At 61.5% G+C, this 26,486-nt stretch carries 24 protein-coding genes; 12 read left to right on the top strand and 12 right to left on the bottom strand.

Annotation, left to right across the window (positions count from 1 at the left end; all coding sequences use genetic code 11):
• Positions 1 to 7 precede the first annotated feature (7 nt).
• Positions 8 to 1,384: an L-serine ammonia-lyase gene (locus ABX75_RS05905; protein ID WP_047881607.1), complete on the bottom strand. Its 1,377-nt coding sequence runs from the start codon at positions 1,382 to 1,384 to the stop codon at positions 8 to 10.
• A gap of 138 nt (positions 1,385 to 1,522) precedes the next feature.
• On the opposite strand from ABX75_RS05905, the gene ABX75_RS05900 reads away from it, so the two are divergent.
• Together ABX75_RS05900 and ABX75_RS05895 are read left to right on the top strand one after the other, a co-directional pair.
• Positions 1,523 to 2,467, top strand: a complete 945-nt coding sequence (locus ABX75_RS05900; RefSeq protein WP_034096033.1) for a LysR substrate-binding domain-containing protein — start codon at positions 1,523 to 1,525, stop codon at positions 2,465 to 2,467.
• A 217-nt stretch (positions 2,468 to 2,684) separates the two neighbouring features.
• Positions 2,685 to 3,095: an HPF/RaiA family ribosome-associated protein gene (locus tag ABX75_RS05895; protein WP_034096034.1), complete on the top strand. Its 411-nt coding sequence runs from the start codon at positions 2,685 to 2,687 to the stop codon at positions 3,093 to 3,095.
• 60 nt (positions 3,096 to 3,155) lie between these two features.
• On the opposite strand, the gene ABX75_RS05890 is transcribed toward ABX75_RS05895, so the two are convergent.
• Entirely contained in the window at positions 3,156 to 4,664 is a 1,509-nt protein-coding gene (locus tag ABX75_RS05890) for an MFS transporter (protein ID WP_047881606.1), read from the bottom strand.
• Between the two features lie 105 nt (positions 4,665 to 4,769).
• On the opposite strand from ABX75_RS05890, the gene ABX75_RS05885 reads away from it, so the two are divergent.
• A complete protein-coding gene (locus ABX75_RS05885; protein WP_034111869.1) occupies positions 4,770 to 5,642 on the top strand; it encodes a LysR family transcriptional regulator in 873 nt (290 codons plus the stop codon).
• Here ABX75_RS05885 and fecA read toward each other — a convergent pair whose 3' ends face one another.
• The 3 genes from fecA to ABX75_RS05870 form a co-directional block, all read right to left on the bottom strand.
• Positions 5,643 to 7,982: a TonB-dependent Fe(3+) dicitrate receptor FecA gene (gene fecA, locus ABX75_RS05880; protein WP_047881605.1), complete on the bottom strand. Its 2,340-nt coding sequence runs from the start codon at positions 7,980 to 7,982 to the stop codon at positions 5,643 to 5,645.
• 90 nt (positions 7,983 to 8,072) lie between these two features.
• A complete protein-coding gene (locus ABX75_RS05875) occupies positions 8,073 to 9,014 on the bottom strand; it encodes a FecR domain-containing protein (RefSeq protein ID WP_034096038.1) in 942 nt (313 codons plus the stop codon).
• Entirely contained in the window at positions 9,011 to 9,499 is a 489-nt protein-coding gene (locus ABX75_RS05870; RefSeq protein WP_034096039.1) for a sigma-70 family RNA polymerase sigma factor, read from the bottom strand. The genes ABX75_RS05875 and ABX75_RS05870 overlap by 4 nt, the downstream gene beginning before the upstream one ends.
• Before the next feature lie 169 nt (positions 9,500 to 9,668).
• Here ABX75_RS05870 and ABX75_RS05865 point away from each other — a divergent pair, with 169 nt between their 5' ends.
• The 5 genes from ABX75_RS05865 to ABX75_RS05845 are packed head-to-tail and all read left to right on the top strand — an operon-like array spanning position 9,669 to position 13,429.
• Complete coding sequence (locus tag ABX75_RS05865; protein ID WP_034096040.1) at positions 9,669 to 9,971, top strand: DUF3649 domain-containing protein; 303 nt, start codon at positions 9,669 to 9,671, stop codon at positions 9,969 to 9,971.
• Positions 9,968 to 11,542, top strand: a complete 1,575-nt coding sequence (locus ABX75_RS05860) for a PepSY domain-containing protein (RefSeq protein ID WP_047881604.1) — start codon at positions 9,968 to 9,970, stop codon at positions 11,540 to 11,542. Before ABX75_RS05865 ends, ABX75_RS05860 begins: the two co-directional genes overlap by 4 nt.
• A complete protein-coding gene (locus ABX75_RS05855; protein WP_034096042.1) occupies positions 11,543 to 11,866 on the top strand; it encodes a DUF3325 domain-containing protein in 324 nt (107 codons plus the stop codon). It abuts the gene before it with no gap.
• Between the two features lie 13 nt (positions 11,867 to 11,879).
• Positions 11,880 to 12,455 (top strand): RNA polymerase sigma factor, encoded by a 576-nt coding sequence (locus ABX75_RS05850; protein ID WP_371263979.1) that lies wholly within the window; start codon positions 11,880 to 11,882, stop codon positions 12,453 to 12,455.
• Positions 12,452 to 13,429 carry a FecR family protein gene (locus tag ABX75_RS05845; protein ID WP_047881603.1) on the top strand — a complete coding sequence of 326 codons (978 nt, stop codon included), beginning with the start codon at positions 12,452 to 12,454 and terminating at the stop codon, positions 13,427 to 13,429. The genes ABX75_RS05850 and ABX75_RS05845 overlap by 4 nt, the downstream gene beginning before the upstream one ends.
• On the opposite strand, the gene ABX75_RS05840 is transcribed toward ABX75_RS05845, so the two are convergent.
• Both ABX75_RS05840 and yejK read right to left on the bottom strand, forming a co-directional pair.
• Positions 13,430 to 13,780, bottom strand: coding sequence for a glutaredoxin family protein (locus ABX75_RS05840; protein WP_034096045.1), 351 nt, complete (start codon positions 13,778 to 13,780; stop codon positions 13,430 to 13,432).
• Positions 13,780 to 14,784 (bottom strand): nucleoid-associated protein YejK, encoded by a 1,005-nt coding sequence (gene yejK / locus ABX75_RS05835; RefSeq protein ID WP_010212893.1) that lies wholly within the window; start codon positions 14,782 to 14,784, stop codon positions 13,780 to 13,782. Before yejK ends, ABX75_RS05840 begins: the two co-directional genes overlap by 1 nt.
• A gap of 396 nt (positions 14,785 to 15,180) precedes the next feature.
• On the opposite strand from yejK, the gene ABX75_RS05830 reads away from it, so the two are divergent.
• Positions 15,181 to 15,462 (top strand): HU family DNA-binding protein, encoded by a 282-nt coding sequence (locus ABX75_RS05830; RefSeq protein WP_003188840.1) that lies wholly within the window; start codon positions 15,181 to 15,183, stop codon positions 15,460 to 15,462.
• 67 nt (positions 15,463 to 15,529) lie between these two features.
• Here ABX75_RS05830 and rlmF read toward each other — a convergent pair whose 3' ends face one another.
• The 5 genes from rlmF to ABX75_RS05805 all read right to left on the bottom strand — a co-directional run bounded on the left by rlmF (position 15,530) and on the right by ABX75_RS05805 (position 22,055).
• Positions 15,530 to 16,546, bottom strand: a complete 1,017-nt coding sequence (gene rlmF, locus ABX75_RS05825; RefSeq protein WP_047881602.1) for a 23S rRNA (adenine(1618)-N(6))-methyltransferase RlmF — start codon at positions 16,544 to 16,546, stop codon at positions 15,530 to 15,532.
• Positions 16,547 to 16,708: 162 nt separating this feature from the next.
• Positions 16,709 to 19,555, bottom strand: a complete 2,847-nt coding sequence (locus ABX75_RS05820; RefSeq protein ID WP_034096047.1) for a valine--tRNA ligase — start codon at positions 19,553 to 19,555, stop codon at positions 16,709 to 16,711.
• Between the two features lie 123 nt (positions 19,556 to 19,678).
• Positions 19,679 to 20,068, bottom strand: coding sequence for a hypothetical protein (locus tag ABX75_RS05815; protein ID WP_034111887.1), 390 nt, complete (start codon positions 20,066 to 20,068; stop codon positions 19,679 to 19,681).
• A gap of 7 nt (positions 20,069 to 20,075) precedes the next feature.
• Complete coding sequence (locus ABX75_RS05810) at positions 20,076 to 20,504, bottom strand: DNA polymerase III subunit chi (protein WP_034111888.1); 429 nt, start codon at positions 20,502 to 20,504, stop codon at positions 20,076 to 20,078.
• A 60-nt stretch (positions 20,505 to 20,564) separates the two neighbouring features.
• On the bottom strand, positions 20,565 to 22,055 hold the full coding sequence (locus ABX75_RS05805; protein ID WP_034096050.1) for a leucyl aminopeptidase: 1,491 nt from the start codon (positions 22,053 to 22,055) through the stop codon (positions 20,565 to 20,567).
• Positions 22,056 to 22,340: 285 nt separating this feature from the next.
• Between ABX75_RS05805 and lptF the strand changes: the two genes are divergently transcribed.
• From lptF to lepA, 3 genes are all read left to right on the top strand, one after another.
• Positions 22,341 to 23,459 (top strand): LPS export ABC transporter permease LptF, encoded by a 1,119-nt coding sequence (gene lptF / locus ABX75_RS05800; RefSeq protein WP_034096051.1) that lies wholly within the window; start codon positions 22,341 to 22,343, stop codon positions 23,457 to 23,459.
• The gene (gene lptG, locus ABX75_RS05795) at positions 23,452 to 24,531 is read left to right on the top strand and encodes an LPS export ABC transporter permease LptG (protein ID WP_034096052.1); all 1,080 of its coding nucleotides are present in this window, start codon (positions 23,452 to 23,454) and stop codon (positions 24,529 to 24,531) included. Before lptF ends, lptG begins: the two co-directional genes overlap by 8 nt.
• A 151-nt stretch (positions 24,532 to 24,682) precedes the next feature.
• Positions 24,683 to 26,482, top strand: coding sequence for a translation elongation factor 4 (lepA, locus tag ABX75_RS05790; protein ID WP_034096053.1), 1,800 nt, complete (start codon positions 24,683 to 24,685; stop codon positions 26,480 to 26,482).
• Positions 26,483 to 26,486 lie beyond the last annotated feature (4 nt).

Raw genomic sequence — 26,486 nt, 5'->3', positions numbered from 1 at the left:
AGCGCAATCAGCATTCCACCCAGCTCACCGCCAGGCCTCCCCGAGAGGTTTCTTTGTACTTGTCATGCATGTCGGCGCCAGTGTCGCGCACGGTGCGTATCACCCGGTCGAGGGAAATGAAGTGCTTGCCGTCGCCGCGCAAGGCCATTTGGGTTGCGTTGATCGCCTTGACCGCCGCGATGGCGTTGCGCTCGATGCACGGCACTTGCACCAGGCCGCCGACGGGGTCGCAGGTCAGGCCCAGGTTATGTTCCAGGCCGATTTCGGCGGCGTTTTCCAATTGCTCGGGCGTGGCGCCGAGGATCTCGGCCAAGCCGGCGGCGGCCATGGCGCAGGCTGAGCCGACTTCACCCTGGCAACCGACCTCCGCCCCGGAGATCGAGGCGTTTTTCTTGCACAGGATGCCGACGGCGGCTGCGGCCAAAAAGAAATTGACCACGTCGTCGTCAGACGCGTCGGCGTTGAACTTCATGTAGTAATGCAGCACCGCCGGGATGATGCCGGCCGCGCCGTTGGTCGGTGCGGTGACCATGCGCCCGCCCGCGGCGTTTTCTTCGTTGACGGCCAGGGCGAACAGGTTGACCCATTCCATTGCCGACAAGGTGGACGTGATGACATTCGGTTTGCCGATTTCCAACAGGCTGCGGTGCAACCTTGCCGCGCGGCGCGGAACGTCGAGGCCGCCAGGCAAGATGCCTTCATCGCGCAGGCCTTGTTCGACGCATTCGCGCATCACCGACCAGATATGCAGCAGACCGCTGCGAATGTCTGCGTCACTGCGCCACGCACGTTCGTTGGCCATCATCAGCTCCGACACCCTTAAACCGTGCTGCTTGCACAGCGCCAGCAGTTCGGCGGCGCTGGAAAAGTCATAAGGCAGTGCCACATCGCTGACAGGCGCGATACCCGACGCCGCCTCGGCCGCCTCGATGATGAAACCGCCGCCCACCGAGTAGTACGTCTCTTCACTCACCAGACCATGGTCGCCATAGGCGTGCAGAGACATGGCGTTGGGATGGTAGGGCAAGCTCTCTTCGAGCAGCAGGAGATCGGTGTGCCAGTTGAAGGCGATGTCCTCGATGCCTGCCAGCAGTAAGCGGCCGCTGTCGCGCAGTTGCTGAATACGCGGATTGATCGAGGTGGGGTCGACCTGATCCGGCCACTCGCCCATCAATCCAATTACGCAGGCGCGATCCGTGGCATGGCCGACACCGGTGGCGGACAGCGAGCCATACAGGCGCACTTCGACGCGGCGGGTGCGGCTGAGCAATTGTTGTTCGCTCAGCGCCTTGGCAAAGGTCGCGGCTGCGCGCATGGGGCCGACGGTGTGAGAGCTGGACGGGCCGATGCCGATTTTAAATAGATCGAAAACACTGATAGCCATGCTAAAGCCTTACAAGCAATGGAGTAGGAATCGCTGCCATTTTTTTGTAGGACGAGCGCAATTGGCGCGATACTGAGCGCCTGTACAACCACTGACCAACGAATTCTCCTAAGAAACCCTTTAGCAGGACTAAACCCTATGGCTCGGCCACTCCATGGTCAGACGTACGTCTGGCTGCATGTTTTCTCCTGTGCGGCGCGGCATTTGTCTTTCACCCGCTGCGCCGAAGAACTGCACATCACGCCGGGGGCGGTGAGTCAGCAGATTCGCCAATTGGAGGAGCGCCTAGGCTTTCGCCTGTTCCATCGGCGCGCCCGGGGCGTGGAACTCAGTGCCGAGGGGCAGCGCTTAGCGGCGACGGTGGGGGAGGCCTACGGCAGCATCGACGCCGAGTTGCGGCGGCTGGACGCCGGCATGATCAGCGGCACCTTGCGGCTGCGGTCGATCCCGTCGTTCCTCGGCAAGTGGTTGACCCCGCGCTTGCCGCGTCTGCAGCAACGCTTTCCGGATATCCAACTGCGCCTGGTCGCCGAAGACAGCAGCGTCGCCCTGCACGAAGGCGACTTTGACCTGGCCATCGACCTCAACGACGGCAGCTACCCCGGCCTGTTATCCACAGCCTTGCTCGACGAACAGATCTTCCCAGTGTGCGCGCCGAGTCTGCTGCGCGGACGTCCACCGCTGCATGGCCCTGCCGACCTGGCGCATTTCCCGCTGTTGCACGACATCACCGCCTGGCGTGGGAGTTATGAGTACGCCGAGTGGGAGTTCTACTTGAATGCCATCGGCTGTCACGACGCCGATGTGCGCCGCGGCCATACCTTCAACCGCAACCACCTGACCATCGAAGCGGCCATCGCCGGCATGGGGGTGGCCATTGCGCGGCGTACCTTGCTCAACGATGAGCTGGAGCGCGGCACCTTGATCGTGCCGTTCGGCCTTGCCGTGCCGAACCACAAACGTTACGTGTTGCTGTACGCGCCAGGCGCGTTGAGCCACCCGGGCGTGCGCGCGGTACATGACTGGCTGGTAGAGGAAGCGGGGTTTTTTCGCAGTTTGCACCCGTTGGGAGAGGGGCAATGATGAGGATCGAGAGGACGTAAGAAGATGTAACTAACTCCCCACCCTACCAGCGTTTTTGCTTGTCGTCAGGGTTAATTTGTAATGTAGGATTTATCTTTGCAAAGGGGTTGAATTGTTTCCGCAGGTGCTCAATTGTGTAATCAAGAGGTCATGGTTTCACCACAACGGTGTTGCAGTTTGTGATCTCTCGCGAGCTAGCTGAAATAAGGGAAGAACTATGCAAATCCAAGTCAATAGCGATAACCATATTGAAAGCAGCATCCGACTGGAGGAGTGGGTACGTACTACCATTGAGAGCACGCTCGAACGTTATGAAGAAGACCTGACCCGTGTCGAGGTCTACCTGCGGGATGAGAACGGCGACAAGCCTGGCCCCCATGATCTGAGTTGCCGCCTGGAAGCGCGGCCAAAAGGCCATCAACCGCTGTCGGTTCTGCACAAGGCCGATACCTTGGAACAAGCGATCGACGGTGCAGCGACCAAGCTGGACCACGCGCTGGAACACCTGTTCGGCAAACTGCAAGGCAAGCCTCGCGCTGCCGGCAAAGGCCAGCCGACCACCAAAGTCAACGAAGATGAGCTTGAACAGGAGTTCCTGGAAAAAGAACGCGCCGTTTTCAACGGCTGATCACTGACCGTTCTATCATCCCCTCTGGAAACGGGCCTGCACACGCAGGCCCGTTTTTCGTTACTGGACTCGTCGGAAAAAGTACCCGCTCAACAGCCCCAACCCAGCCGCTCCCAGCCCCGCGAATACCATCGCCCAGCCAGCCCCGTGGCGCAGCGCCGCCTGTGCATCCGCCGTTGTCAGCCCCGCCGCGTTGAGTTTGCCGGCCGCAAGTTGCTGGCTGATGTCCGGCCATGTCTGGGCCGAGCTGGCAGGCAGCACACTGCCCAGGTAGTGGCTGATGCCCAGCAATACCACCAGGCCCATCAGCGCAATGGCGAGCGCCAACGTAATCAGGCGCGCGCTCAGATCGATGCCCGACGCCATTCCCGCCCTATCAGCCGACACCGAACCGGTAGTGGTGTTGGTGGTCGGGGAATTGATCAGCGCCAGGCCCACGCCGGCGATCACACAACTGGCCAGCATCCATCCGACAGCGGCGTGCTCGGCTTGGTTGGCGGCGGCCATCGCCAGAAAACCCGTCCCCATCAAACCCAGGCCCAGCGGAATGATGCGCTCGGCACCATGGCGCAATGCCAGGCGCTCGGCTAGAGGCGGCACCAGCAAGGTGGGCAGGGTGTAGGCGAGCAGCGCAGCGCCGGTAGTGAGGGTGTCGTAGCCCAGGCCGGTCTGGAAATACAGCGGCAGGTAGATCATGAATGGCCAAAAACTGACGTTCATGCCGATCGACCCCATCAGCGCGCCATTGAAGCGGCGAATGCGGAACACCGAAAAATCGAACATCGGGTGCGCACTGTGCCGTTCGATCTGCACGAACCACAATAAGGCGGCCGCCGACAGACTGGCCCAGCCCAGCATCGCCGGCGTGGCGAAGCCGTTTTCGCTGCCCTGGGTGATGACATACACCAGGGCAAACACCGCCAATGTCAGGGTCAGCATGCCGCCGATATCCAGGCGGTGGGCGGCCGGATCGCGGGATTCCTGCACACTGATGCGCAACAGCAACAGGGTGAACAGTGTCAGCGGCACATGCACCAGAAACACCCAGCGCCAATCCGCGACCGCGAGGATAAACGCGCCGACCATCGGCCCGAAGCCCAAGCCAATACCGGCGATCACGCCCCAGATAGCGAATGCCCGCGCCCGTGCCGCCGGTTCACGGAACAGATGCGAGAGAATCGCGAACTGGCAAATCATCATCGCCCCGGCGCCGATGCCCTGAACAAAGCGTGCCGTGATCAGGGTGGCGGCGCTGTCGGCCAGCCCGCAGGCCAGTGAGGCCAGCCCAAATAGCCACAAGCACAGCACGAGCACGCGTCGCCGCCCAAAGCGATCAGCCAGGGTGCCGGCCGCCATCAGCACGCTGGTGCAGGCCAGGGTGTAGGCATTCATGATCCATTGGGCGTCTTGGAAACCCGTGCCGAGTGCATGTTCAAGTGTGGGCAGAAGCACGGGCACGCTGGAGATTTCCAGGCCGAACATCAGCGCCACCAGGCACACGGCGGTGAGGGCGACGGCCTGGCGGGGAGCGCGCGCGGGGCTGGCGGTCAAGGTAGCGGCGGCGGGCATGGGATTCTCCTGTAAACAAATGGATTAGCCATTTTCAGGGGAATTGAATTCTTTATCCGTGATAAGTTTTCCGCCAGTTAGGGAATTAAAGGCGACAATCAAATCATGGTCACCCCCCGTTTCGATGGCGTTGAATTGTTTTTGCAGATCGTTGAGAGCGGCAGCCTCACTGAGGCCGCCGAACGTTTGCACCTCACGCGATCCGCCGTGGGCAAGGGCCTGGCGCGGCTGGAAGCGCGGCTGGGCACCTGTTTGTTACAGCGCTCCACCCGCCGTCAACGTCTGACCGAGGATGGCCAGGCGTACTACGAACATTGCTTGCGCGCCCAGGCGGAGCTGGAGGCTGCCGAATCGGTGCTGCAAAGCGGTCGGCAACAACCGCGCGGGCGCCTGCGGGCGAGCGTACCGTTGGCGTTCGGTCATCACTACGCGGCGCCGGCGCTGTGGGGCTTGATGGACCGGTATCCAGAGCTGGAAGTGGAGATTTGCTTCGCCGATCGGCTGACGGACCTGGCGCAGGAAGGGTTCGATATTGCCGTACGCATCGGCGCATTGCCCGATACCGACCGGCTCAGCGCACGACGCCTGGGCGAACAAGTGATGGGCTTGGCCGCGTCACCGGAGTACCTGCAGCGCACGGGACCGATCCATCATGTCGACGACCTTGCCAGTCGCCGTAGCATCGCCTATCGCAGCCAACCTACGCAGCGTGCCGGCATCGCCTCGCCGTTGATCATGGACGACCTACAGGCCGTGGCCGATGCCGCGATGGCGGGTGTCGGCCTGGCGTGGTTGCCGAGTTGGTTGATTGCCCATTACGTGCTGCGTGGGCAATTGCTGGCGGTGCTGCCGGACTGCCGTGAGCAGCCCGCACCGATCCATGTGATCTGGCCAACGGCCACTCACCTGCCGGCCAAGACGCGCTGCGCCATCGACGCGCTGGTGGCCGGCACGCCCTCGTGCCTGGCGGGCAGTTGATCAGAACGCGACGGAGGTCTGCACATACACCGTGCGCGGTTCGCCGACGTATTTGCCCTTGTTGTTGTCATCGAACGAGCGGGTGAAGTACTGCTTGTTGAAGATGTTTTTCACCCCGACCGCTATGTTCAGGTCTGACAGCTGCGGGCCGAAGTCGTATGCCGCGCGGCTGCTGAACAGCATGTAGCCGGGGATGCGTCCATTGGCACCGTCGGCTGTTTCGGCACGGGTGTTGGCGTTGTCGGCAAACTGGCTGCTCTGGTAGCTGCTGTCCAGGTTGAGCTTCCAGCGGCCTTCGGTGTAACCCACGCCCAGCGTGCCCTTGTGTTTGGACGAGAAGGGCACGCGGTTGCCTTTGTTTGGGCCGTCTTCGCGGATGGTGGCGTCGACATAGGCGTAGGACGCGTACACGTCGAAACCGGCCAGTGCCGGGCTCAAACCGTCGAGGGCGTAGTTCACGCTGGTCTCGATGCCCTGGTGCCGGGTTTCGCCACGGGCGATCACCGAATCGTTGGTCTGGTTGCTTTCGTACTGATTGTCGAAGTTGATCAGGAACGCGCCGATTTCCGCGCGCAGGGTGCCGTTGTCATAGCGGGTGCCCAGTTCCCAGGTGCGGGCTTTTTCCGGTTTGACTTCGCCGCTGGTCACGCGATTGGGCATCTGGCTGTATTGCACACTGCCGAACGAACCTTCGGTATTGGCGTAGAGGTTCCAATCGTCGGTGACGTGATACAGCACATTGAGCGCCGGCAACGCGGTGTTGTAGTCGCCCTTGTACTTGACGTTGGTGAGGTTGTTGGTCTGCTGGGATTCGATCATCTCGTAGCGAATGCCCGGGGTGAGGGTCCATTTGCCGATATCGATCCGGTCGTCGATGAAAAACGCGTTGGCTTCGGTGCCGCCCCGGGTGTCGCGGTCGTTGCGGCTATCGGTGTTGGGGAGCTGCTGGTTATTGGCGTTGATCGGCGTGCGGTAGCGCAGTTCGTGGCCGGCTTCGTTGATATAGCGGTAGCCGACGCCGACTTCATGGCTGGTCGGGCCGAGGTCGAAGCCTTGGGCGAAGCGGGTTTCCAGACCGCGTACCCAGTATTCACGCGGCGACAGCGACAGGAACGTGCCCTGATCCAGGTAACCGCTGCGAAGGGTCTTGGTGAAGAAGCTGTTGACGGTGAATTCGCGACGGTCCTGCTCGTAGCGGTAGCCAACGTTGAACATCGTGCGGCGGCCCCAGAATTTGTCGTAGGGGCGGGTGGACTGATACGGGTCGGCCTTGTAGTCCGCGACGTTCAAGCCGCCGGGCATATCGGCCTGGCCTTCGTAGTACTGCGCCATGGCGTTGAAGCTGTTGGCGTCGTCGAGTTGGTACTTGCCTTTGAGAATCAGGTCGTCGATGCGTGTGTCGCTGTGTTCGCGCCAGTCGCCGCCCCGGGTGCCGGAGTACAGCAGCGCGCCGCCCAGGCCATTCTCGGCAGTGCCGCCGGCCAGCAGGTTGCCGGTGGTCTTGAAACCATCGTGGCTGGAGGATGGGCTGGTTTCAGTCTGCAGGCCGCCTTTGACGGTGGGGGCGTCCGGGATCGCACGGGTCACGAAGTTGACCACGCCGCCGACGTTCTGTGGGCCGTAGCGTACGGCGCCGCCACCGCGTACCACGTCCACCGCGTCCATATTGCCCATGCTGATCGGCGCGAAGGACAACTGCGGCTGGCCATAGGGCGCGAACGGCACCGGAATTCCGTCCATCAGCACAGTAGAGCGTGAGGCCAAGCGCGGGTTGAGGCCACGGATGCCGAAGTTCAGCGCCATGTCGTGGCTGCCGGTACCGTTGTTGTCCGGGGCGTTGACGCCGGGGATGCGGTTGAGCACGTCGCGGGCCTGGGTGGCACCTTGGCGTTCGAACTCTTCGCGGCGGATCACGTCGCGGGCGCCGGGGTGTTCGAATACGTTGGTCTGTGCCGCATCGCCGAGCCAGTCGCCGACCACGCTGGAAGTACCCAACTCAATAGTGGCCGGTGCGCTGGCCGGTTGCACGCTGTAGGCGTTGTCGCCCTCGGCGCGTGCTTGCAGGCCGGTGCCTTCCAGCAGTTTTTGCAGGCCGTCGGCGGCGCTGTAGTTGCCGGACAGGCCGCGACTCTGCAGGCCGGCGGTGACCTCGGAGCCGAACGAAATCAACACGCCAGCTTCGCGGCCAAATTGATTGAGCGCCGCTTCAAGGGAGGCGGGGACGATGTGATAAGGCTTGGTCTCGGCCGCCATCACCGACGGCAGCACCGTCAGGCTGAGGCTGGCGCCAAGCAGCAGTTGGCGCAGGGTGCGGGCGAGAAGGGTGGGTTGCTGGGGCATGAAGGGCGGTCCTGAGAAGGAAGGATCAAGGGGGCTTTCCTTCTCTGTCACGCGAGGTACGGAAAACGGCTCACGGTGTTTGGAAATAATTTAAGCGCGGGCCTGCACCGTGACCCAGTAGCGGGTGAAACGCCGGACTTTCACCGGCAGGCTTATTTCCAGCAGGTCGAGGATGCGCTCGCTGTCATCCAACGGATAGCTGCCGGAAATCAGCAGATTGGCCACCTGCGGATCGCAATTGAGCTGGCCGCGGCGATAGCGGCCCAGTTCGCCGAGGAAGTCCTCCAGGCGCATATGGGCGGCCATCAGCATGCCTTCGGCCCAGGCGCCGCTGTTGGCGTCGGTGGCGCGCGGCGTGTCCCAGCCCTTGCGGGTGAAATTGACCTGGCGCATCGCCTCCACCATCAGCGGCAGGCCGCTGTAGGTGTTGGGCATCACCTCGACGCGGCCATTGAGCACCGCCACTTGAGTGTGATCGTTGAACTGGCGCACGTTGACGCGCGCGGCTTGGCTGCTGAGTAGGCCCTGGCCGGTCAGCACTTGCAGCGGGCTACTGCCGGCGTTGGCGTTGAGCAGGATCTCGCCTTCGAGCAGGCGCACCAGGCGTTGTTCGCCATCGAAATGCACGTCCACCGCGCTGCCGGTGTTGAGCTGCAATTGGCTGCCGTCCGCCAACTGCACCTTGCGTCGCTGGCCGACGGGGCTGCGGTAGTCTGCGGTCAGCGGCGGCAGGATGTGCTGCTGGCGCAGGCTCCAGGCCGCGGCCGAGCCGGCACCCAGGATCAACAACAACTTCAACGCCTGGCGCCGACTGTTGGAGGTTGGCGCATTCAGCGCTGCGTGGGCCAAAGGCGAAGGCATGCCGCGCAGGCGTTGATTGACGCGTTGGATATGCTCCCAGGCGCGCTGGTGTTCGCTGTGGGCGTTCAGCCACTGCTGCCAGGCGGCCTGCTGACGCGGGGTGAGCGCGCCTTGCTGCATTTCCAGCAGCCAGTGCACAGCTTGTTCGGCCACCTGGTGGGAAACGTTCATAGGGCGAAGTAGCAGCGCAGCGCCGCTTTATGCAGGTGGCGTTTGACGGTGGCGATGGAGATGCCCAACTCGGCGCCGATCTGCGCGTAAGTGAGGCCGTCGAGCTGGGCCAGCAGAAAGGCGCGTTTGACCTGAACGGGCAGGCCGTCGAGCAATTGGTCCAGCTCCATCAGGGTTTGCAGGATGATTGCGCGTTCTTCTTCCGAGGGCGCTACCTGCTCGGGCATCTGCGCGAGGGCGTCGAGGTAGGCGCGTTCGAGGTCCTGGCGGCGATAGAAGTTGTACAGCACGCGCTTGGCCACGGTGGTGAGGAAGGCGCGCGGTTCGATCAGCGTCGGGGTTTCGCGGGCGGTGAGCACGCGGATAAAGGTGTCCTGGGCCAGGTCGGCGGCACTTTCAGGGCAGCCGAGCTTGCGTCGCAACCAGCCGGTGAGCCAGTGGTGATGGTCGTTGTACAAAACTTCGACGGTGTTGGACGGCGACAACGCGAACACTCCGCAAGCATCGGTAGGCGTTAGAGAACAAGAATTGTTCGCATTGTAGGGCCGGCAACGAGGTTCGGCAATCGGAACGGGGAGGTGATTCATCCGTTCTGTTTTGCTTATGAGAATATTTATCATTAATATTGCGCGCTGACGAACCTGGCGCCCTCCCATGAAAAGCAAACCCTCACTGCCTCTGGCTTACCGCTTTGCCGTCACGTCACGTGTGTTGGCGGCGGTAATTGGCGGCTACCTGATGGCCTCCCTGGCCAGCATCTGCCTGGCGCTGTGGTTGCCGACTTCTCGTGCCGACGCGGTGATCACCGGGATGATGAGTTCCTTTGTGTTCTATCTGCTGGCCGTGCTCTGGTGCTTCGCCTGCCGTAGCGCCATGCGCGCCTGGCTCGGCGTGATGCTGCCCAGTGCGCTGTTTGCCACCCTGGCGGGCCTGGGTTTTTGGATGGCGCGCACATGAAAGAGGGCTTCCGTCAGGCCATGGCCTGGTTGCACACCTGGGCCGGGTTGATCTTCGGCTGGCTGCTGTTCGCGATTTTTCTGACGGGCACCCTGGCCTATTTCAAGGAAGAGATCAGCCACTGGATGCAGCCCGAAGTGCAGGCGCATCCGCTGGACGACGTGCGCAGCCTGAACGTGGCACAACAGTACTTGCAGGAAAACGCCCCGACCGCCGCGCGCTGGTTTATCAACCTGCCGGATGCCCGCGACCCCGGCCTGTCGGTGATGTGGCAAGACAAAGTCGACCCCGGCAAGCGTGGCAATTTCATACAGAAAACCCTCGACCCGGCGACCGGCCTCGCCGTGCAGGCTCGGGAAAGCATGGGCGGCGAGTTCTTCTATCGTTTCCACTTCCAACTGCAAATGCCCCATCCGTGGGGGCGCTGGTTGTCCACCCTGGCCGCGATGGTGATGTTGGTGGCGCTGATCACCGGCATCATCACCCACAAAAAAATCTTCAAGGACTTCTTCACCTTCCGCCCGCGCAAAGGCCAGCGTTCCTGGCTCGACGGGCATAACGCCGTGGGTGTGCTGGTATTGCCGTTCCATTTGATGATCACCTACAGCAGCCTGGTGATTTTCATGAGCATGGTGATGCCGGCGCCGATCCTGGCCTCCTACGGCAACGACACGCGGGCATTCTTCAGCGAAGTATTCCCGGCCACCGACAATGCCCCGGCCCTCGGCCAGCCTGGCCGCTTGCTGCCGTTGGCGTCGATGTACGAACAGGCGCGAGCGCAGTGGGCGGGCGGCCATGTCGGGCGTGTGGCGGTGAATAATCCCAGCGATGTGAATGCGTCAGTGAATGTGTTCCGCGCCGGTTCCGACAGCGTGGTGCATGACTTTGGCAGCACCGTGTCGTTCAACGGCACCACCGGCGAGCTGCTGCGGGTCAGCGGCGAGCCATCGTTGCCGGCGGTGGTCGGCGGCAGTTTCTACGGTCTGCACATGGGCCATTTCGCCGGGCCGGTGTTGCGCTGGTTGTACTTTATTTGTGGCCTGGCGGGCACGGCCATGATCGGCACCGGGCTGGTGATCTGGCTGGGTAAGCGGCAACTCAAACATGCCAAAACCGATGGGATGCCGTTTGAACTGCGTCTGGTGGAAGTGCTGAACATCGCCAGCATGTCCGGGCTGTTGATCGCTATTGCGGCGTTTTTCTGGGCCAACCGGCTACTGCCGGTGAGCTTCGCCGAGCGTTCCGGCTGGGAGGTGCAGGCGTTCTTCATCGCTTGGGGCTTGAGCCTGCTGCACGCGATCCTGCGCCGGGGTCGCCAGGGCTGGGTCGAGCAACTGAGCGTCGCCGCGCTGCTGTTAATGGCAATCCCGGTGCTCAATGCACTGACCACTTCCCATCACCTGGGGGTGTCACTGGCCAGCGGCGATTGGGCCATGGCCGGTTTCGACCTGACGTGTCTGGCCAGCGGCCTGTTCCTCGCCTGGGCCGCCCGCAAGATGCAGCGTCGCAGCGCGCCGGCGGCCAAGCCAGAGCGCCCACGAGCCTTGCCCCTTAAGCGTGAGGCCCACTGAATGTTGATCGCGCTGTTGCTGTGCTACGCCGGGTTTACCGCGTTGTGCCTGGCCACCGACCGTCACCATGGCGAACTGCTGCGCAGTAAACCGTCGCCCACTCGGCGCCTAGGCTTACGTGTGGCGGGCTGGTTGTTGCTGACGCTGTCGATAGCGCCGGCGGTCGCAGTCGCCGGCTGGGCTCAGGGCTTGGTGGAGTGGTGCGCGGTGTTGATGCTCAGCGCTTTGCTGCTGGTGCTGTTGTTGCCGTATCGGCCAAGGCTGGCCTTGATCCTGGCAGGCGTCGGCCTGCTGGCCAGTCCCGTTGCGGCCTTCGCCCTCTGAGCGTCTTTGCATGATGATCGGCACCCCACCGGATTCCCAAGACCCGCCCCAGGCCGATGCGCCGGGTGGACGCGCGCATTTTTTGCAGGTGTTCCTATCTCAGCGTTCACAGATGGAAGCCCTGGTGAATCGTCGCGTAGGCTGCCGCGCCACCGCGGCGGACCTGGTGCAGGACCTGTTCCTGCGCTTCTGGCGTCGGCCCCTGGTGCAGGTCGAAGAACTCAGCACCTACCTGTTGCGTTGCGCGGGCAATATCGCCATCGATCACCTGCGTAGCGAAGGCGCGCGGGTGCGCAGCAATGAAGGCTGGCTGCCGGAACAGCATGACCACCAAGGCTGCGAACCCCAGGCGGCGCTGGAGGCGGGCAATGATCTGCGGCATGTCGAAGCGGCCTTGCGCAGCCTGCCCGAGCGCACCCGGCACATCTTTCTGCTCAACCGTATCCACGGGCGCAAATACGCTGATATCGCCAAGGCCATGGGGTTGTCCCAAAGTGCCGTGGAAAAACATATGATGCGTGCCCTCGAAGCCTGCAAGGCCAGCCTTCGCGAGCCATCGACCCCACGCACGCCAGGGAAAGCACCGTGAACCTCACCCCCACGTCCGACCAGGAAAAAGCCGCCCTGGCCTGGCTGAGCCTGCTGCACGACCAGCCCAGCAGCGGCGATCAGGCCACGTTCAGCCGCTGGTTGCGCGCCGACCCGGCCCACGTCGAAGCCTATGCCCAGGCCCAAGTGCTGTGGGAGTTGAGCGAAGTGCCCGCACGCCAGCTTGCGAATGAAGAGGCCCAAGCGCTGCAGGGCTACCTTGATGCGATGAACCGCTCGAAGCGTTCGCGGGTGGCGCGTTGGTCCGGCGCACTGGCCATGGCCGCGTGCCTGCTGCTGATGATTTGGATGGGCGCCGGGTGGCAGCCGTCGCGCTGGGTCGATGACTTCGGTGCCGATTATGTGAGCGCGCCGGGGGAGGTCAAGACCGTGACCCTGGCGGATAACACTCAAGTGACCCTGGATGCCGACAGCGCCATCGCGGTGGATTTCACCCACGGCGAGCGGCATATCCAGTTGCGGCGTGGCGCCGGCTTTTTCAGCGTGAGCCACACCGGTGAGCCATTTGTGGTGGAGGCGGGCAGCGGTGAAGCGCGGGTGCTCGGCACGCAATTTGAAGTGCGCCTGCAACCGGCGGGCGCGCAGGTGACGGTGTTGACTGGGCGTGTTGGGGTTACAGCGTCGAAACAAGGCCAGCAACAGGTACTGACCGCCGGCCAGCAGATCGCTTATGCCGATGGCATCGCCCAGCCCCTGCATGCCGTCGACAGCGCATCGCGCCTGGCTTGGCGCGACGGTTGGCTCAATTACTACAAAGCGCCGTTGGCCGACGTGGTCGAGGATCTTGGACGTTACTACCCAGGCCGCATCCTGTTGCTAAACGAAGCGATGGGCGCCAAACGCGTCAGCGGTAGTTTCCCGAGCAAAGACCCACAAGCAGTGCTGAATGCGTTGCAGGCGGTGCTTGGCTTCGAGCAACACAACCTGTTGGGACGGGTGATCGTGGTGCGCTGATTATTTCAACGCCGCCATGATCTGTTCGGGCAGGAAGTCGCGAATCAGCGTGCCATTGACGTCCACAAACGGAATCCCGCCGCCGCCCAGCGCCTCGTACGCCTTGCGCGCCTGGGCGTCTTTTTCGATATCGAACTGCTGATAGGGAATGCCTTTCTGGTCCAGGAAGCGGCGAATCTGCTTGCAGTAGCCGCACCATTCGGTGGTGTAGAGCACCACGCGCGCATTGGCGCGAACCTGCTCGGACACCACCTGGGACGGGTTGAACACTCGCTCGATCTTGCCCCAGTTCTGAAAGACCACCACCACCAGCAACACCAGCAGGACTTTCTTGAACACCCCGCCGAGCATCAGTTGCGGCGCTTGAGCTGGTCGGTCAGTTGGGTCGGCAGGCCCTTGATGATCAAGGTGCCGGCGGCTTCGTCATACTCGATCTTGTCGCCCAGCAGGTGCGCTTCAAAACTGATGGACAAGCCCTCGGCGCGCCCGGTGAAGCGGCGGAACTGGTTGAGGGTACGTTTATCGGCCGGAATCTCCGGCGACAGGCCGTAATCCTTGTTACGGATGTGGTCGTAGAAAGCCTTGGGCCGATCTTCATCGATCAGGCCCGACAGTTCTTCCAGGCCCATGGGCTCGCCGAGTTTGGCCTGGCTGCTGGCGTAATCCACCAGGGTCTTGGTTTTTTCGCGGGCGGATTCGTCCGGCAGATCTTCGCTCTCGACAAAGTCGCTGAAGGCCTTGAGCAGGGTACGTGTCTCGCCGGGGCCGTCGACGCCTTCCTGGCAGCCGATAAAGTCGCGGAAGTACTCCGAGACCTTCTTGCCGTTCTTGCCTTTGATAAACGAGATGTACTGCTTGGACTGCTTGTTGTTCTGCCACTCGGACACGTTGATGCGCGCCGCCAGGTGCAACTGGCCCAGGTCCAGATGGCGCGAGGGCGTCACGTCCAGCTCGTCGGTCACCGCCACGCCTTCGCTGTGGTGCAGCAGGGCGATGGCCAGGTAGTCGGTCATACCTTGCTGGTAGTGGGCAAACAGCACATGGCCGCCGGTGGAGAGGTTGGATTCTTCCATCAGCTTCTGCAGGTGCTCGACCGCCGTGCGGCTGAACGTGGTGAAGTCCTGGCCGCCATCGAAATACTCCTTCAACCAGCCGCTGAACGGGTGCGCGCCTGACTCGGCATGGAAGAAACCCCAGGCCTTGCCTTGTTTGGCGTTATAGCTCTCGTTGAGGTCGGCGAGCATGTTTTCGATGGCGGCGGACTCGGCAAGCTCGGAGTCGCGGGCATGGAGAACCGCAGGTGTGCCGTCGGGTTTTTTGTCGATCAGGTGGACGATGCAATGACGGATCGGCATAGGCTTCTCGGCTGGTTGAAGGGGAGCGGTTGGCCTCCCCGAAAAGTTGCCCAGTGTACCGCACCCATTGGCCAAGACACGCCTCGAAGGGGGTTTTGCACACCGTCCGACGGGGCATATGCCTTTTTTTCACGGTTTAGAGCGATAAAGCTGACCAAATGGGTAGGTAGAAGCGGATATTTCCCCGTCTCTGTGCTAGTTTTGCCCGGTCTTACGCCAAGTCTCGGCGATAAGCGTGCATTCAGCATTTGTCAGGTCGAACCAATCCCCGTTTCAAGCATCTATAACCCCGATCTCCGCGGTTATAGCCTGGGGTGCCAGACCTAGACGGTCGGGCTCGACGGCTGACACTGCACTCTGCAATCCATATGAATTTGATAGGGAAGGAACACCACAATGGCTATTACTAAAGACCAACTGATCGCTGACCTGGCTGAAGCAGTAGACGCACCGAAAACCACCGTGCGCGCTCTGCTGGACCAACTGAGCCAGGTTGTTGCCGATCAGCTGGAAAACGGCGGCGAAATCACTCTGCCAGGTGTTGGCAAACTGAAAGTGACCGAGCGTCCTGCCCGTACTGGCCGTAACCCTTCGACTGGCGCTGCCATCGAAATCGCTGCCAAGAAAGTTATCAAGCTGGTTGTGGCCAAAGGCCTGACCGACGCTGTTAACAAGTAAGACGCAGCAAAAAAACCGTGCTTCGGAGCGATCCGGGCACGGTTTTTTGTTGCCTGCGATTTGTGCTTTACCGCACCCAGCGCTGGCGCCAGATCTGCTGCTCGTTCTTGGTCTGGAAGGTCCAAGCGACGAAGCGGCTCTGTTTCTGGCCTTGGGACATCTCCACCACCTGGCTCTCCAGCGCGCCGGCTTTTTTCAGCGCGGTCTCGATGGCGGGCAGGTTCGACGCTTTCGACACCAGGGTGCTGAACCACAACACCTTGTGGGCAAAGTGCGCGCTCTCGGCGATCAGCTGCGTCACGAACCGTGCCTCGCCGCCTTCACACCACAGCTCGGCCGACTGGCCGCCGAAGTTCAGCACCGGCAATTTACGCTTGGGATCGGCCTTGCCCAGGGCGCGCCACTTGCGTTCGCTGCCCTTGGTGGCTTCGTCCATGGACGCATGGAACGGCGGATTGCACATGGTCAGGTCAAAGCGCTCGCCCGGCTCCAGTAGGCCCAGCAGGATCTGCTTGGGGTTGGTCTGCTGGCGCAGCTGGATAACCTTGCTCAGGTCGTTGGACTGCACGATGGCCTTGGCGGCGGCCACGGCAATCGGGTCGACCTCCGAGCCGAGGAAGTTCCAGCGGTACTCCATATAGCCAATCAGCGGGTAGACGCAGTTGGCGCCCATGCCAATATCCAGCACCTTGACGATCGAGCCGCGTGGGATCTTGCCGTCGTTGACACTGGCCAGCAGGTCGGCGAGGAAATGCACGTAATCGGCACGCCCTGGCACCGGCGGGCAGAGGTAATCCGCTGGGATATCCCAATGCTGGATACCGTAGAAAGCCTTGAGCAACGCGCGATTGAACACCCGCACCGCATCCGGGCTGGCAAAGTCGATGCTTTCTTTGCCATAGGGGTTGGTGATCACGAATTGCGCCAGTTCGGGCGTTGTCTTGATCAACGCCGGGAAGTCGTAACGGCCCGTGTGGCGGTTGCGCGGGTGCAGAGTCGCCTCTTTGCGCGGCACCGCAGGCTTGGCTGGGGCGGCGGATTTAGGCTTCTTGCGCGGAGGTTTGGGCGTAGTGGGGGCGGTCATGATGATTCTGGTGTTGGCTCAAAGTGGCGGCCATTGTCACACATTCCTGAGGAAAGCTCGGTCAAATGTGGGAGGGGCGGTGGCGGTGCTGCCAGCAAGGGATTGGGAAATTGCAGGCAAAAAAAGAGACCCGAAGGTCTCTTTCTCGACGCGAACCAAGCCTTAGAGGCTGGAAATCCGCGCATGCTGCTCCGCCAGTTTGCCCAGGGCCTGTTCAGCCTCGGCCAGCTTGGCGCGTTCTTTCTCGATCACTTCGGCCGGTGCCTTGTCGACGAATGCCGCGTTGGACAGCTTGCCGCCCACCCGCTGCACTTCGCCTTGCAGGCGTGCGATTTCTTTGTCGAGACGGGCCAGTTCCGCGCCCTTGTCGATCAACCCAGCCATTGGCACCAGTACTTCCATGTCGCCGACCAGTGCGGTGGCGGACAGCGGTGCTTCGGCATCGGCAGCCAATACGGTGATCGACTCCAGCTTGGCCAGCTTCTTGAGCAGTGCATCGTTTTCGCTCAGGCGACGCTGATCTTCAACGCTGGCGTTCTTGACGAACACCGCCAGTGGCTTGCCCGGACCGATGTTCATCTCGGCGCGGATGTTGCGCGTGCCGAGCATCAGGGTCTTGAGCCATTCGATATCGCTTTCGGCCGCTTCATCGATGCGGGCTTCATTGGCCACCGGCCAAGGTTGCAGCATGATGGTCTTGCCTTCGATACCCGCCAGTGGCGCCAGGCGCTGCCAGATTTCTTCGGTGATGAACGGCATGAACGGGTGGGCCAGGCGCAGCGCCACTTCCAGCACGCGCACCAGGGTACGGCGGGTGCCGCGCTGACGTTCGACCGGCGCGTTTTCGTCCCACAGGACCGGCTTGGACAGTTCCAGGTACCAGTCGCAATACTGGTTCCAGATGAACTCGTACAACGCCTGGGCCGCCAGGTCGAAACGGAACTGATCGAGTTGGCGAGTCACTTCGGCTTCGGTGCGCTGCAACTGCGAGATGATCCAGCGGTCCGCCAGGCTCAGCTCGTAGGCTTCGCCGTTCTGGCCGCAGTCTTCGCCCTTGTCCAGCACGTAGCGCGCGGCGTTCCAGATCTTGTTGCAGAAGTTGCGATAGCCTTCGACGCGGCCCATGTCGAACTTGATGTCGCGACCGGTGGACGCCAGCGAGCAGAAGGTAAAGCGCAGGGCGTCGGTGCCGTAGCTGGCAATGCCATCGGCGAATTCATCGCGGGTCTGCTTCTCGATCTTCTTCGCCAGTTTCGGCTGCATCAGGCCCGAGGTGCGTTTCTGCACCAGGGTTTCCAGGTCGATGCCATCAATGATGTCCAGCGGGTCCAGGACGTTGCCTTTGGACTTGGACATCTTCTGGCCCTGGCCATCGCGCACCAGGCCGTGTACGTACACGGTCTTGAACGGCACTTGCGGCGTGCCGTCTTCGTTCTTCACCAGGTGCATGGTCAGCATGATCATCCGGGCGACCCAGAAGAAAATGATGTCAAAACCGGTGACCAGCACGTCGGTGGAGTGGAATTTCTTCAGGAATTCGGTCTGCTGCGGCCAACCCAGGGTGGAGAAGGTCCACAGGCCCGAACTGAACCAAGTGTCCAGTACGTCGTTGTCCTGTTGCAGCGCAACGTCGGCACCGAGGTTGTGCTTGGCGCGCACTTCGGCTTCGTCGCGGCCTACGTAGACCTTGCCCGACTCGTCGTACCAGGCCGGAATGCGGTGGCCCCACCACAGTTGGCGGCTGATGCACCAGTCCTGGATGTCACGCATCCACGAGAAGTACATGTTTTCGTACTGCTTAGGTACGAACTGGATACGGCCGTCTTCCACGGCGGCGATAGCGGGCTCGGCCAGCGGTTTGGTGGAGACGTACCACTGATCGGTCAGCCACGGCTCGATCACGGTGCCGGAACGGTCGCCCTTCGGCACTTTCAACGCGTGATCGTCGACGCTGACCAGCAGGCCGGCGGCGTCGAAGGCGGCCACGATCTGCTTGCGCGCTTCGAAGCGGTCGAGGCCGGCGAATTCAGCCGGGATCTTGCCGTCGACGCTGTCGTTGAGGGTGCCGTCCAGGTTGAACACCTGGCAGGCCGGCAAGACAGTGGCGTTCTTGTCGAAGATGTTGAGCAACGGCAGGTTGTGGCGCTTGCCCACTTCGTAGTCGTTGAAATCGTGGGCCGGGGTGATTTTCACGCAGCCGGTGCCGAATTCAGGGTCGCAGTAATCGTCCGCGATGATCGGGATGCGGCGGCCGACCAATGGCAGCTCGACGAACTTGCCGATCAGCGCCTGGTAGCGCGCGTCGTTCGGGTTAACCGCGACGGCGGCATCTCCGAGCATGGTTTCCGGGCGGGTGGTGGCGACAATCAGGTAGTCGTTGCCTTCGGCGGTCTTGGCGCCGTCGGCCAGTGGGTACTTGAGGTTCCACAGGAAGCCTTTCTCGTCATGGTTTTCCACTTCGAGGTCGGAAATCGCCGTGTGCAGCTTGGTGTCCCAGTTGACCAGGCGTTTGCCGCGGTAGATCAGGCCGTCTTCGTGCAGCCGCACGAAAGCCTCTTTGACCGCTTCGGACAGGCCGTCGTCCATGGTGAAGCGCTCGCGGCTCCAGTCGACGGACGAGCCCAGGCGACGGATCTGACGGCTGATATTGCCGCCGGACTGATCCTTCCATTCCCAGATTTTTTCCAGGAATTTCTCACGGCCCAGGTCATGGCGACTCTGGCCGGTGGCTTCGAGTTGGCGTTCCACCAGCATCTGGGTGGCGATACCGGCGTGGTCGGTGCCCGGTTGCCACAGGGTGTTGCGGCCCTGCATGCGGCGGAAACGGATCAACGCATCCATGATCGCATTGTTGAAGCCATGGCCCATGTGCAGGCTGCCAGTGACGTTCGGTGGCGGAATCATGATGGTGTAGGACTCGCCGGCACCTTGTGGGGCGAAATAATTTTCGGACTCCCAGGTTTGGTACCAGGAAGTTTCGATAGCGTGGGGCTGGTAGGTCTTATCCATGCGCGGCGGGACCCTAGTTGGCATTAATTCAGGAAAGCCGGCAAGTATAGCGGTGTGAAGCAGTTGCAAGCTATAAGCCACAAGCTGCAAGTGGAGTGCAGTGCTTTAACTTGCGGCTTGTGGCTAGTTGTTTGTAGCAGCGGCGATCAGCCGCTCCATCCGCGCATCCAACCGACGTTTGATCTCGGTTTCGATATGCGGGGCAAAATCGTCGATCACGTCTTGCATGATCAGTTGTGCGGCGGCACGCAGTTCGTTGTCCAGGTGCAGCAGCAAGGCGTCGGGGGTTTTTTCAGTGGCGGTAGCGGGTTGCGCAACAGGGGCTGGCGCGACGGGTTCAGGCGCGGCAGGTTTGCCGCCGACCATGTCGAACAACAGCGGAATCTGTACCTCGCCTGTGACCGCCTCGGTCAGCAGTGGCGGTTGCAAACCTTCATCACCCAGCAACTGACGGATCGACTCAAGGTCGTCCAGCAGGTGGTCATCTTTTTTTAACGGGTTGAAAGTGTCCATCGTGTGCTCAAAGTCGTTGTAGCCGGTGATCTTGCAAAGGATAGCCCTGTTCGCGGTAGAAACGGAAACTCTCCCGCGCAGCCTGACGAATAGCCGGATCTTCCACCACCACCTCCGCCACGCGGGCGAATGCCTGGGCAAAGGGCGGTACTTTCAGGTCCAGGTTGACCAGCAGGTCGTGATGCTCGCCGCAGCTGTCGCCCAAACCCAGTACCACCAGCCCTTCGGGTTCGGTTTCTGCGGGGCCATGGGGTACAAAGCTTTCCCCCTTGAAACGCCACAGACGGGCATCCAGCTCCTCGCGTTGGGCGGCATCGCTGCAATGCAGGTAGATGCGATGGCCCATGCGCCAGGCTTTTTCCGTGAGTTTGCAGGCGAAGTCCAGGCGCGCGAAGGGGTCGGCGCTGGGCAATATATAGAAGTCGACTTGGGGCATGTAGGTTCCTGCAACGTCCCGTCCCACCCTTTATAGACGCAAGGGCGGGACGGGCACTGTTTAGGCTTTGGCGCGATCCAGCAGGTACTGCGTCAGCAACGGAACCGGACGGCCAGTGGCGCCCTTGTCTTTGCCGCCACTGGTCCAGGCGGTGCCGGCGATGTCCAAGTGAGCCCAGTTGAAGTTCTTGGCGAAGCGCGACAGGAAGCACGCCGCAGTGATGGTGCCGGCCTTCGGCCCGCCGATGTTGGCGATGTCGGCGAACGGGCTGTCCAGTTGTTCCTGGTACTCGTCGAACAGCGGCAGTTGCCAGGCGCGGTCGTCGGCAGCCTTGCCGGCGCTGAGCAGTTGCTCGATCAGCTCGTCGTTGTTGCCCAGCAGGCCCGAAGTGTGGGAGCCCAGGGCAACGATGCAGGCGCCGGTCAGGGTGGCGATGTCGATCACGGCCTGTGGCTTGAAGCGCTCGGCGTAGGTCAGGGCGTCGCACAGCACCAGACGGCCTTCGGCGTCGGTGTTGAGAATTTCCACGGTCTGGCCGCTCATGGTCGTCACGATATCGCCTGGGCGCGAAGCACCGCCGCTCGGCATGTTCTCGGCACAGGCCAGGATGCACACCAGGTTGATCGGCAGCTTGAGTTCCAGCACGGCACGCAGAGTGCCGAACACGCTGGCGGCACCGCCCATGTCGTACTTCATCTCGTCCATGCCGGCGCCAGGCTTAAGGCTGATGCCGCCGGTGTCGAAGGTGATGCCTTTACCCACCAGGGCGTAAGGCTTCTCGGACTTCTTGCCGCCGTTGTATTGCATCACGATCAGACGAGGCGGCTGGTCGCTGCCCTGGCCTACGGCATAGAACGAGCCCATGCCCAGGTCCTTGATCTTCTTCTCGTCCAGCACTTCAACCTTCAGGCCTTTGAATTCCTTGCCCAATGCCTTGGCTTGCTCGCCCAGGTAGGTCGGGTGGCAGATGTTCGGCGGCAGGTTGCCCAGGTCGCGGGTGAACGACATGCCGTTGGCGATGGCCTGGGCGTGGGTCACGGCGCGGGTCACTTCAGCCTGAGCGGCCTTGATGGTCAGCAGGGTGATTTTTTTCAGGGCGCGGGGTTCGGCTTTCTGGCTCTTGAACTGGTCGAACACGTAGCCGCCGTCCACCAGAGATTCGGCCAGCAGACGGGTCTTGCCGTAGCTGTCACGGCCCTTGACGACGATTTCATCCAGCGCCAGCGTTGCATCGCTGCCGCCCAGGCCCTTGAGGGTACTGAGGATGCCGCTGATGATCTTGCGGAACGGGCGGTCGCCCAACTCGTCGTCCTTGCCTACGCCCACCAGCAATATGCGGTCGGCCTTCAGGTTGGGCAGGCTTTGCAGCAGCAGGCTCTGACCCACTTTGCCGGCCAGGTCGCCGCGCTTGAGCACCGCGCTGATGGCGCCGCCGCTCAGTTCATCGAGCTGCTTGGCGGCGACGCCGAGCTTGCGGCCTTCGCCGATGGCGACCACGAGGGTGGCGGTCTTCAACGTTTCGGGGCTAACGCTTTTTACAACCAATTCCATGTTCGGGTCCCTTATAAAGGTCTATGAGCCTGGCGTTTGTACCCAGGCTTTAAAGCGTGGCAGTCGTGTCAACCGCCAGCGACAAAGGCCGCAGTTTGAACCTCGCCGGCAGAGCCTGACAACCCTTGGCGCACGCTTTGTGCGTGTGCATGAGGTTGCGCAGTGACAGGCGCGGTCAATCACAGGATAATGCGCCATCTTTTTAGCCGGCCCTGTGTAAAAGGGGCTGACTCGGTATGCTTGCTTGTTTGGCCGCCTTAGCCTGACAACCCTGGAGTGTCTGGTTTGATTGTCTTCCGTTATCTGTCCCGCGAAGTCCTGTTGACCCTGAGTGCCGTGAGTGCGGTGCTGCTGGTCATCATCATGAGTGGTCGTTTCGTCAAATACCTGGCTCAGGCCGCTTCCGGCGCGCTCGACCCAGGTTCGCTGTTCCTGATCATGGGCTTTCGTCTGCCAGGGTTCCTGCAACTGATCCTGCCGTTGGGCCTGTTCCTGGGCATTCTGCTGGCCTACGGTCGTCTGTACCTTGAAAGTGAAATGACCGTGCTGTCGGCTACCGGCATGAGCCAGCAGCGCCTGCTGGGCATGACCATGATCCCAGCCGCCGGCATCGCCCTGATCGTCGCTTGGCTGAGCCTGAGCCTGGCTCCCCAGGGCGCCATGCAATTTCAGCTGGTGCTGAACAAGCAGGACGCGATGACCGAGTTCGACACCCTCGAACCCGGCCGCTTCCAGGCCCTCAGCGACGGCACTCGGGTGACCTACACCGAGACCATGACCGAAGACCGCGCCAACCTGGGCGGCGTGTTCATCTCCGAGAAGCGCCTGGGTCAGGACAAGAAGGACCGTGGCATTTCCGTGCTGGTGGCCGATTCGGGCCGTCAGGAAGTACGCCCCGATGGCAGCCGCTACCTGATCCTGGAAAACGGCTACCGCTATGACGGCAGCCCGGGCCAGGCCGATTACCGGGCCATCAAGTACGACACGTACGGCGTGATGCTGGCCCGTCCGGAAGTCAGTGATGAAGTCACCGACCGCGATGCCATCCCCACCGTGCAATTGATCGGCAGCCAGGAACTGCGTTCCATCGCTGAGCTGCAATGGCGCATTTCCTTGCCGCTGCTGGTGTTTATCGTGACCTTGATGGCCGTGCCGCTGTCGCGCGTCAACCCGCGCCAAGGCCGTTTCCTCAAGTTGTTGCCGGCGATTCTGCTGTACATGGCTTACCTCACCATCCTGATTTCCGCCCGCGGTTCCCTGGAAAAAGGCAAGCTGTCGCCGGTCCTGGGCCTGTGGTGGGTACACGGGATTTTCCTGGTGATCGGCCTGGGGCTGCTTTATTGGGAACCTATACGCTTGAAGATGAAGAGCCGTCGTGGCCAGAAGGAGTTGGCTCGTGGCTAAGCTCGATCGCTACATTGGTAGCAGCGTACTCATCGCCATCCTGGCGGTACTGGGCATCATCCTGGGCCTGGCCTCGTTGTTTGCCTTCATCGATGAAGTGGGCAACGTCAGCGACACCTACACCGTCACCGACGTGCTGAGCTACGTGGCGCTGACCGCTCCGCGTCGCCTGTACGACATGATGCCGATGGCCGCGCTGATCGGTTGCCTGATCGGCCTGGGTAGCCTGGCCAGCAACAGTGAGCTGACCATCATGCGTGCCGCCGGGGTCTCCGTCGGCCGGATCGTATGGGCGGTCATGAAACCCATGTTGCTACTGATGCTTTGCAGCGTGCTGATCGGCGAGTACGTCGCGCCGCCGGCTGAGTCCACGGCCCAGGCCAATCGCGCCCTGGCCCAAGGTTCGGGTGACGCGCAGAGCGCCAAGCATGGCCTGTGGCACCGTCAGGGTGACGAGTTCATCCACATCAACGCCGTGCAGCCTGGCGGCTTGTTGATCGGGGTGACGCGCTACACCTTCGATAAAGAACGTCATATGTTGTCGTCCAGTTTCGCCAAACGTGCGCAGTACGACGCGGAAAAATGGCAACTGAGCGATGTCACCACCACTTATTTCCGCAACCCTGGCCAGGGCACCAAGGCCAGCACTGAAGTGATCAACGTACCGAGCGAAGCGTGGGACATCGCCCTCAAGCCGGAACTGCTCAACACCGTGGTGATGATCCCGGAAAGCCTGCCGATCTCCGGTCTGTGGAGCTATATCCACTATCTCAAGGACCAGGGCCTGAGCAATGGCCGTTATTGGCTGGCATTCTGGGTCAAAGTGTTGCAGCCGGTGGTGACCGCCGCGCTGGTGCTGATGGCGATTTCATTCATTTTCGGGCCGCTGCGCTCCGTGACCCTGGGTCAGCGGGTGTTCACTGGCGTGCTGGTGGGTTTCACCTTCCGGATTGCCCAGGATCTGCTCGGCCCGTCGAGCCTGGTGTTTGGCTTCTCGCCGCTATTTGCGGTGCTGGTGCCGACCGCCATCTGCGCTTTGGCCGGGTTCTGGCTGTTGCGCCGCGCCGGTTGATCGCGCGCTTATGAACAAAAAATGCCCCGGTCGAGAGATCGGGGCATTTTTGTTCTGGTCAGCAAAGATGACGTCTGGCCTGAGCATCAGGTACAATTCCCGGCTATTTTTCAGCGGGCAATCTGCCTGCAGCCTTTTTGAGTGTTGATCCGTGAGTGATTTGAGTCATATCCGCAATTTCTCCATCATCGCCCACATTGACCATGGCAAGTCGACGCTGGCCGATCGATTCATCCAGATGTGCGGCGGCCTTGCCGAGCGTGAAATGGAAGCCCAGGTTCTGGACTCCATGGACCTCGAACGCGAACGCGGGATCACCATCAAGGCCCACAGCGTCACGCTGTACTACAAGGCCAAAGACGGCATCACTTACCAACTGAACTTCATTGACACCCCCGGCCACGTTGACTTCACCTACGAAGTCAGCCGGTCCCTGGCGGCCTGTGAAGGTGCCTTGCTGGTGGTGGACGCCGGTCAGGGCGTGGAAGCGCAATCGGTCGCCAACTGCTACACCGCGATCGAACAGGGCCTGGAAGTCATGCCCGTGCTGAACAAGATCGACCTGCCGCAGGCTGAGCCCGAGCGCGTCAAGGAAGAGATCGAGAAGATCATCGGCATCGACGCCACCGACGCGGTTACCTGCAGCGCCAAGACCGGCCTGGGTGTCGACGAAGTGCTCGAACGCCTGGTCCACACCATTCCAGCCCCCACCGGCAACATCGAAGATCCGCTGCAAGCGTTGATCATCGATTCCTGGTTCGACAACTACCTGGGCGTGGTGTCCCTGGTCCGCGTGCGCCACGGCCGCGTGAAGAAGGGCGACAAGATCCTGGTCAAGTCCACCGGCAAGATCCACTTGGTGGACAGCGTCGGTGTCTTCAACCCCAAGCACACCGCGACCGTTGATCTGAAAGCCGGTGAAGTAGGCTTCATCATCGCCGGTATCAAGGACATCCACGGCGCGCCGGTGGGTGACACCCTGACACTCAGCTCCACCCCGGATGTGGACGTGCTGCCAGGCTTCAAGCGTATCCAGCCGCAGGTCTACGCCGGTCTGTTCCCGGTCAGCTCCGACGATTTCGAAGACTTCCGCGAAGCCCTGCAAAAGCTGACCCTCAACGACTCGTCGTTGCAGTACACCCCGGAAAGCTCCGACGCCCTGGGCTTCGGCTTCCGCTGCGGGTTCCTGGGCATGCTGCACATGGAAATCATCCAGGAGCGCCTGGAGCGCGAATACGACCTGGACCTGATCACCACCGCGCCTACCGTTATTTTCGAGCTGTTGCTTAAAACCGGTGAAACGATTTACGTCGACAACCCCTCCAAGCTTCCGGATCTGTCGGCGATCGAAGACATGCGCGAGCCTATCGTGCGGGCCAATATCCTGGTTCCGCAGGAGCATTTGGGCAACGTCATTACGCTGTGTATCGAAAAGCGTGGCGTCCAACGCGACATGCTGTTCCTCGGCACTCAGGTTCAAGTGACTTACGACATGCCGATGAACGAAGTGGTCTTGGACTTCTTCGACCGTCTCAAGTCCACCAGTCGCGGCTATGCTTCGCTGGACTACCATTTCGATCGTTACCAATCGGCTAATCTGGTGAAACTGGATGTGCTGATTAACGGCGACAAGGTAGATGCCTTGGCACTGATCGTGCACAAGGATAATGCGCATTACAAAGGTCGCCAGTTGACCGAAAAGATGAAAGAACTGATTCCGCGTCAGATGTTCGACGTCGCGATCCAGGCCGCCATCGGCGGGCAGATCATTGCGCGAACCTCCGTCAAGGCACTCAGAAAGAACGTACTGGCCAAATGCTACGGCGGTGACGTAAGCCGTAAGCGCAAGCTGCTTGAGAAGCAAAAGGCCGGTAAAAAACGCATGAAGCAAGTGGGCAACGTGGAAGTTCCACAAGAAGCCTTCCTTGCGGTGCTCAGGTTGGATAGTTAGGTCC

Origin of the sequence: Pseudomonas sp. ARP3, from assembly GCF_001029595.1 — a bacterium.
Lineage (GTDB): Bacteria > Pseudomonadota > Gammaproteobacteria > Pseudomonadales > Pseudomonadaceae > Aquipseudomonas > Aquipseudomonas rhodesiae.
The sequence above is the reverse complement of the archived record's forward strand: the minus strand, read 5'-3'. Positions and strand labels throughout refer to the sequence as shown.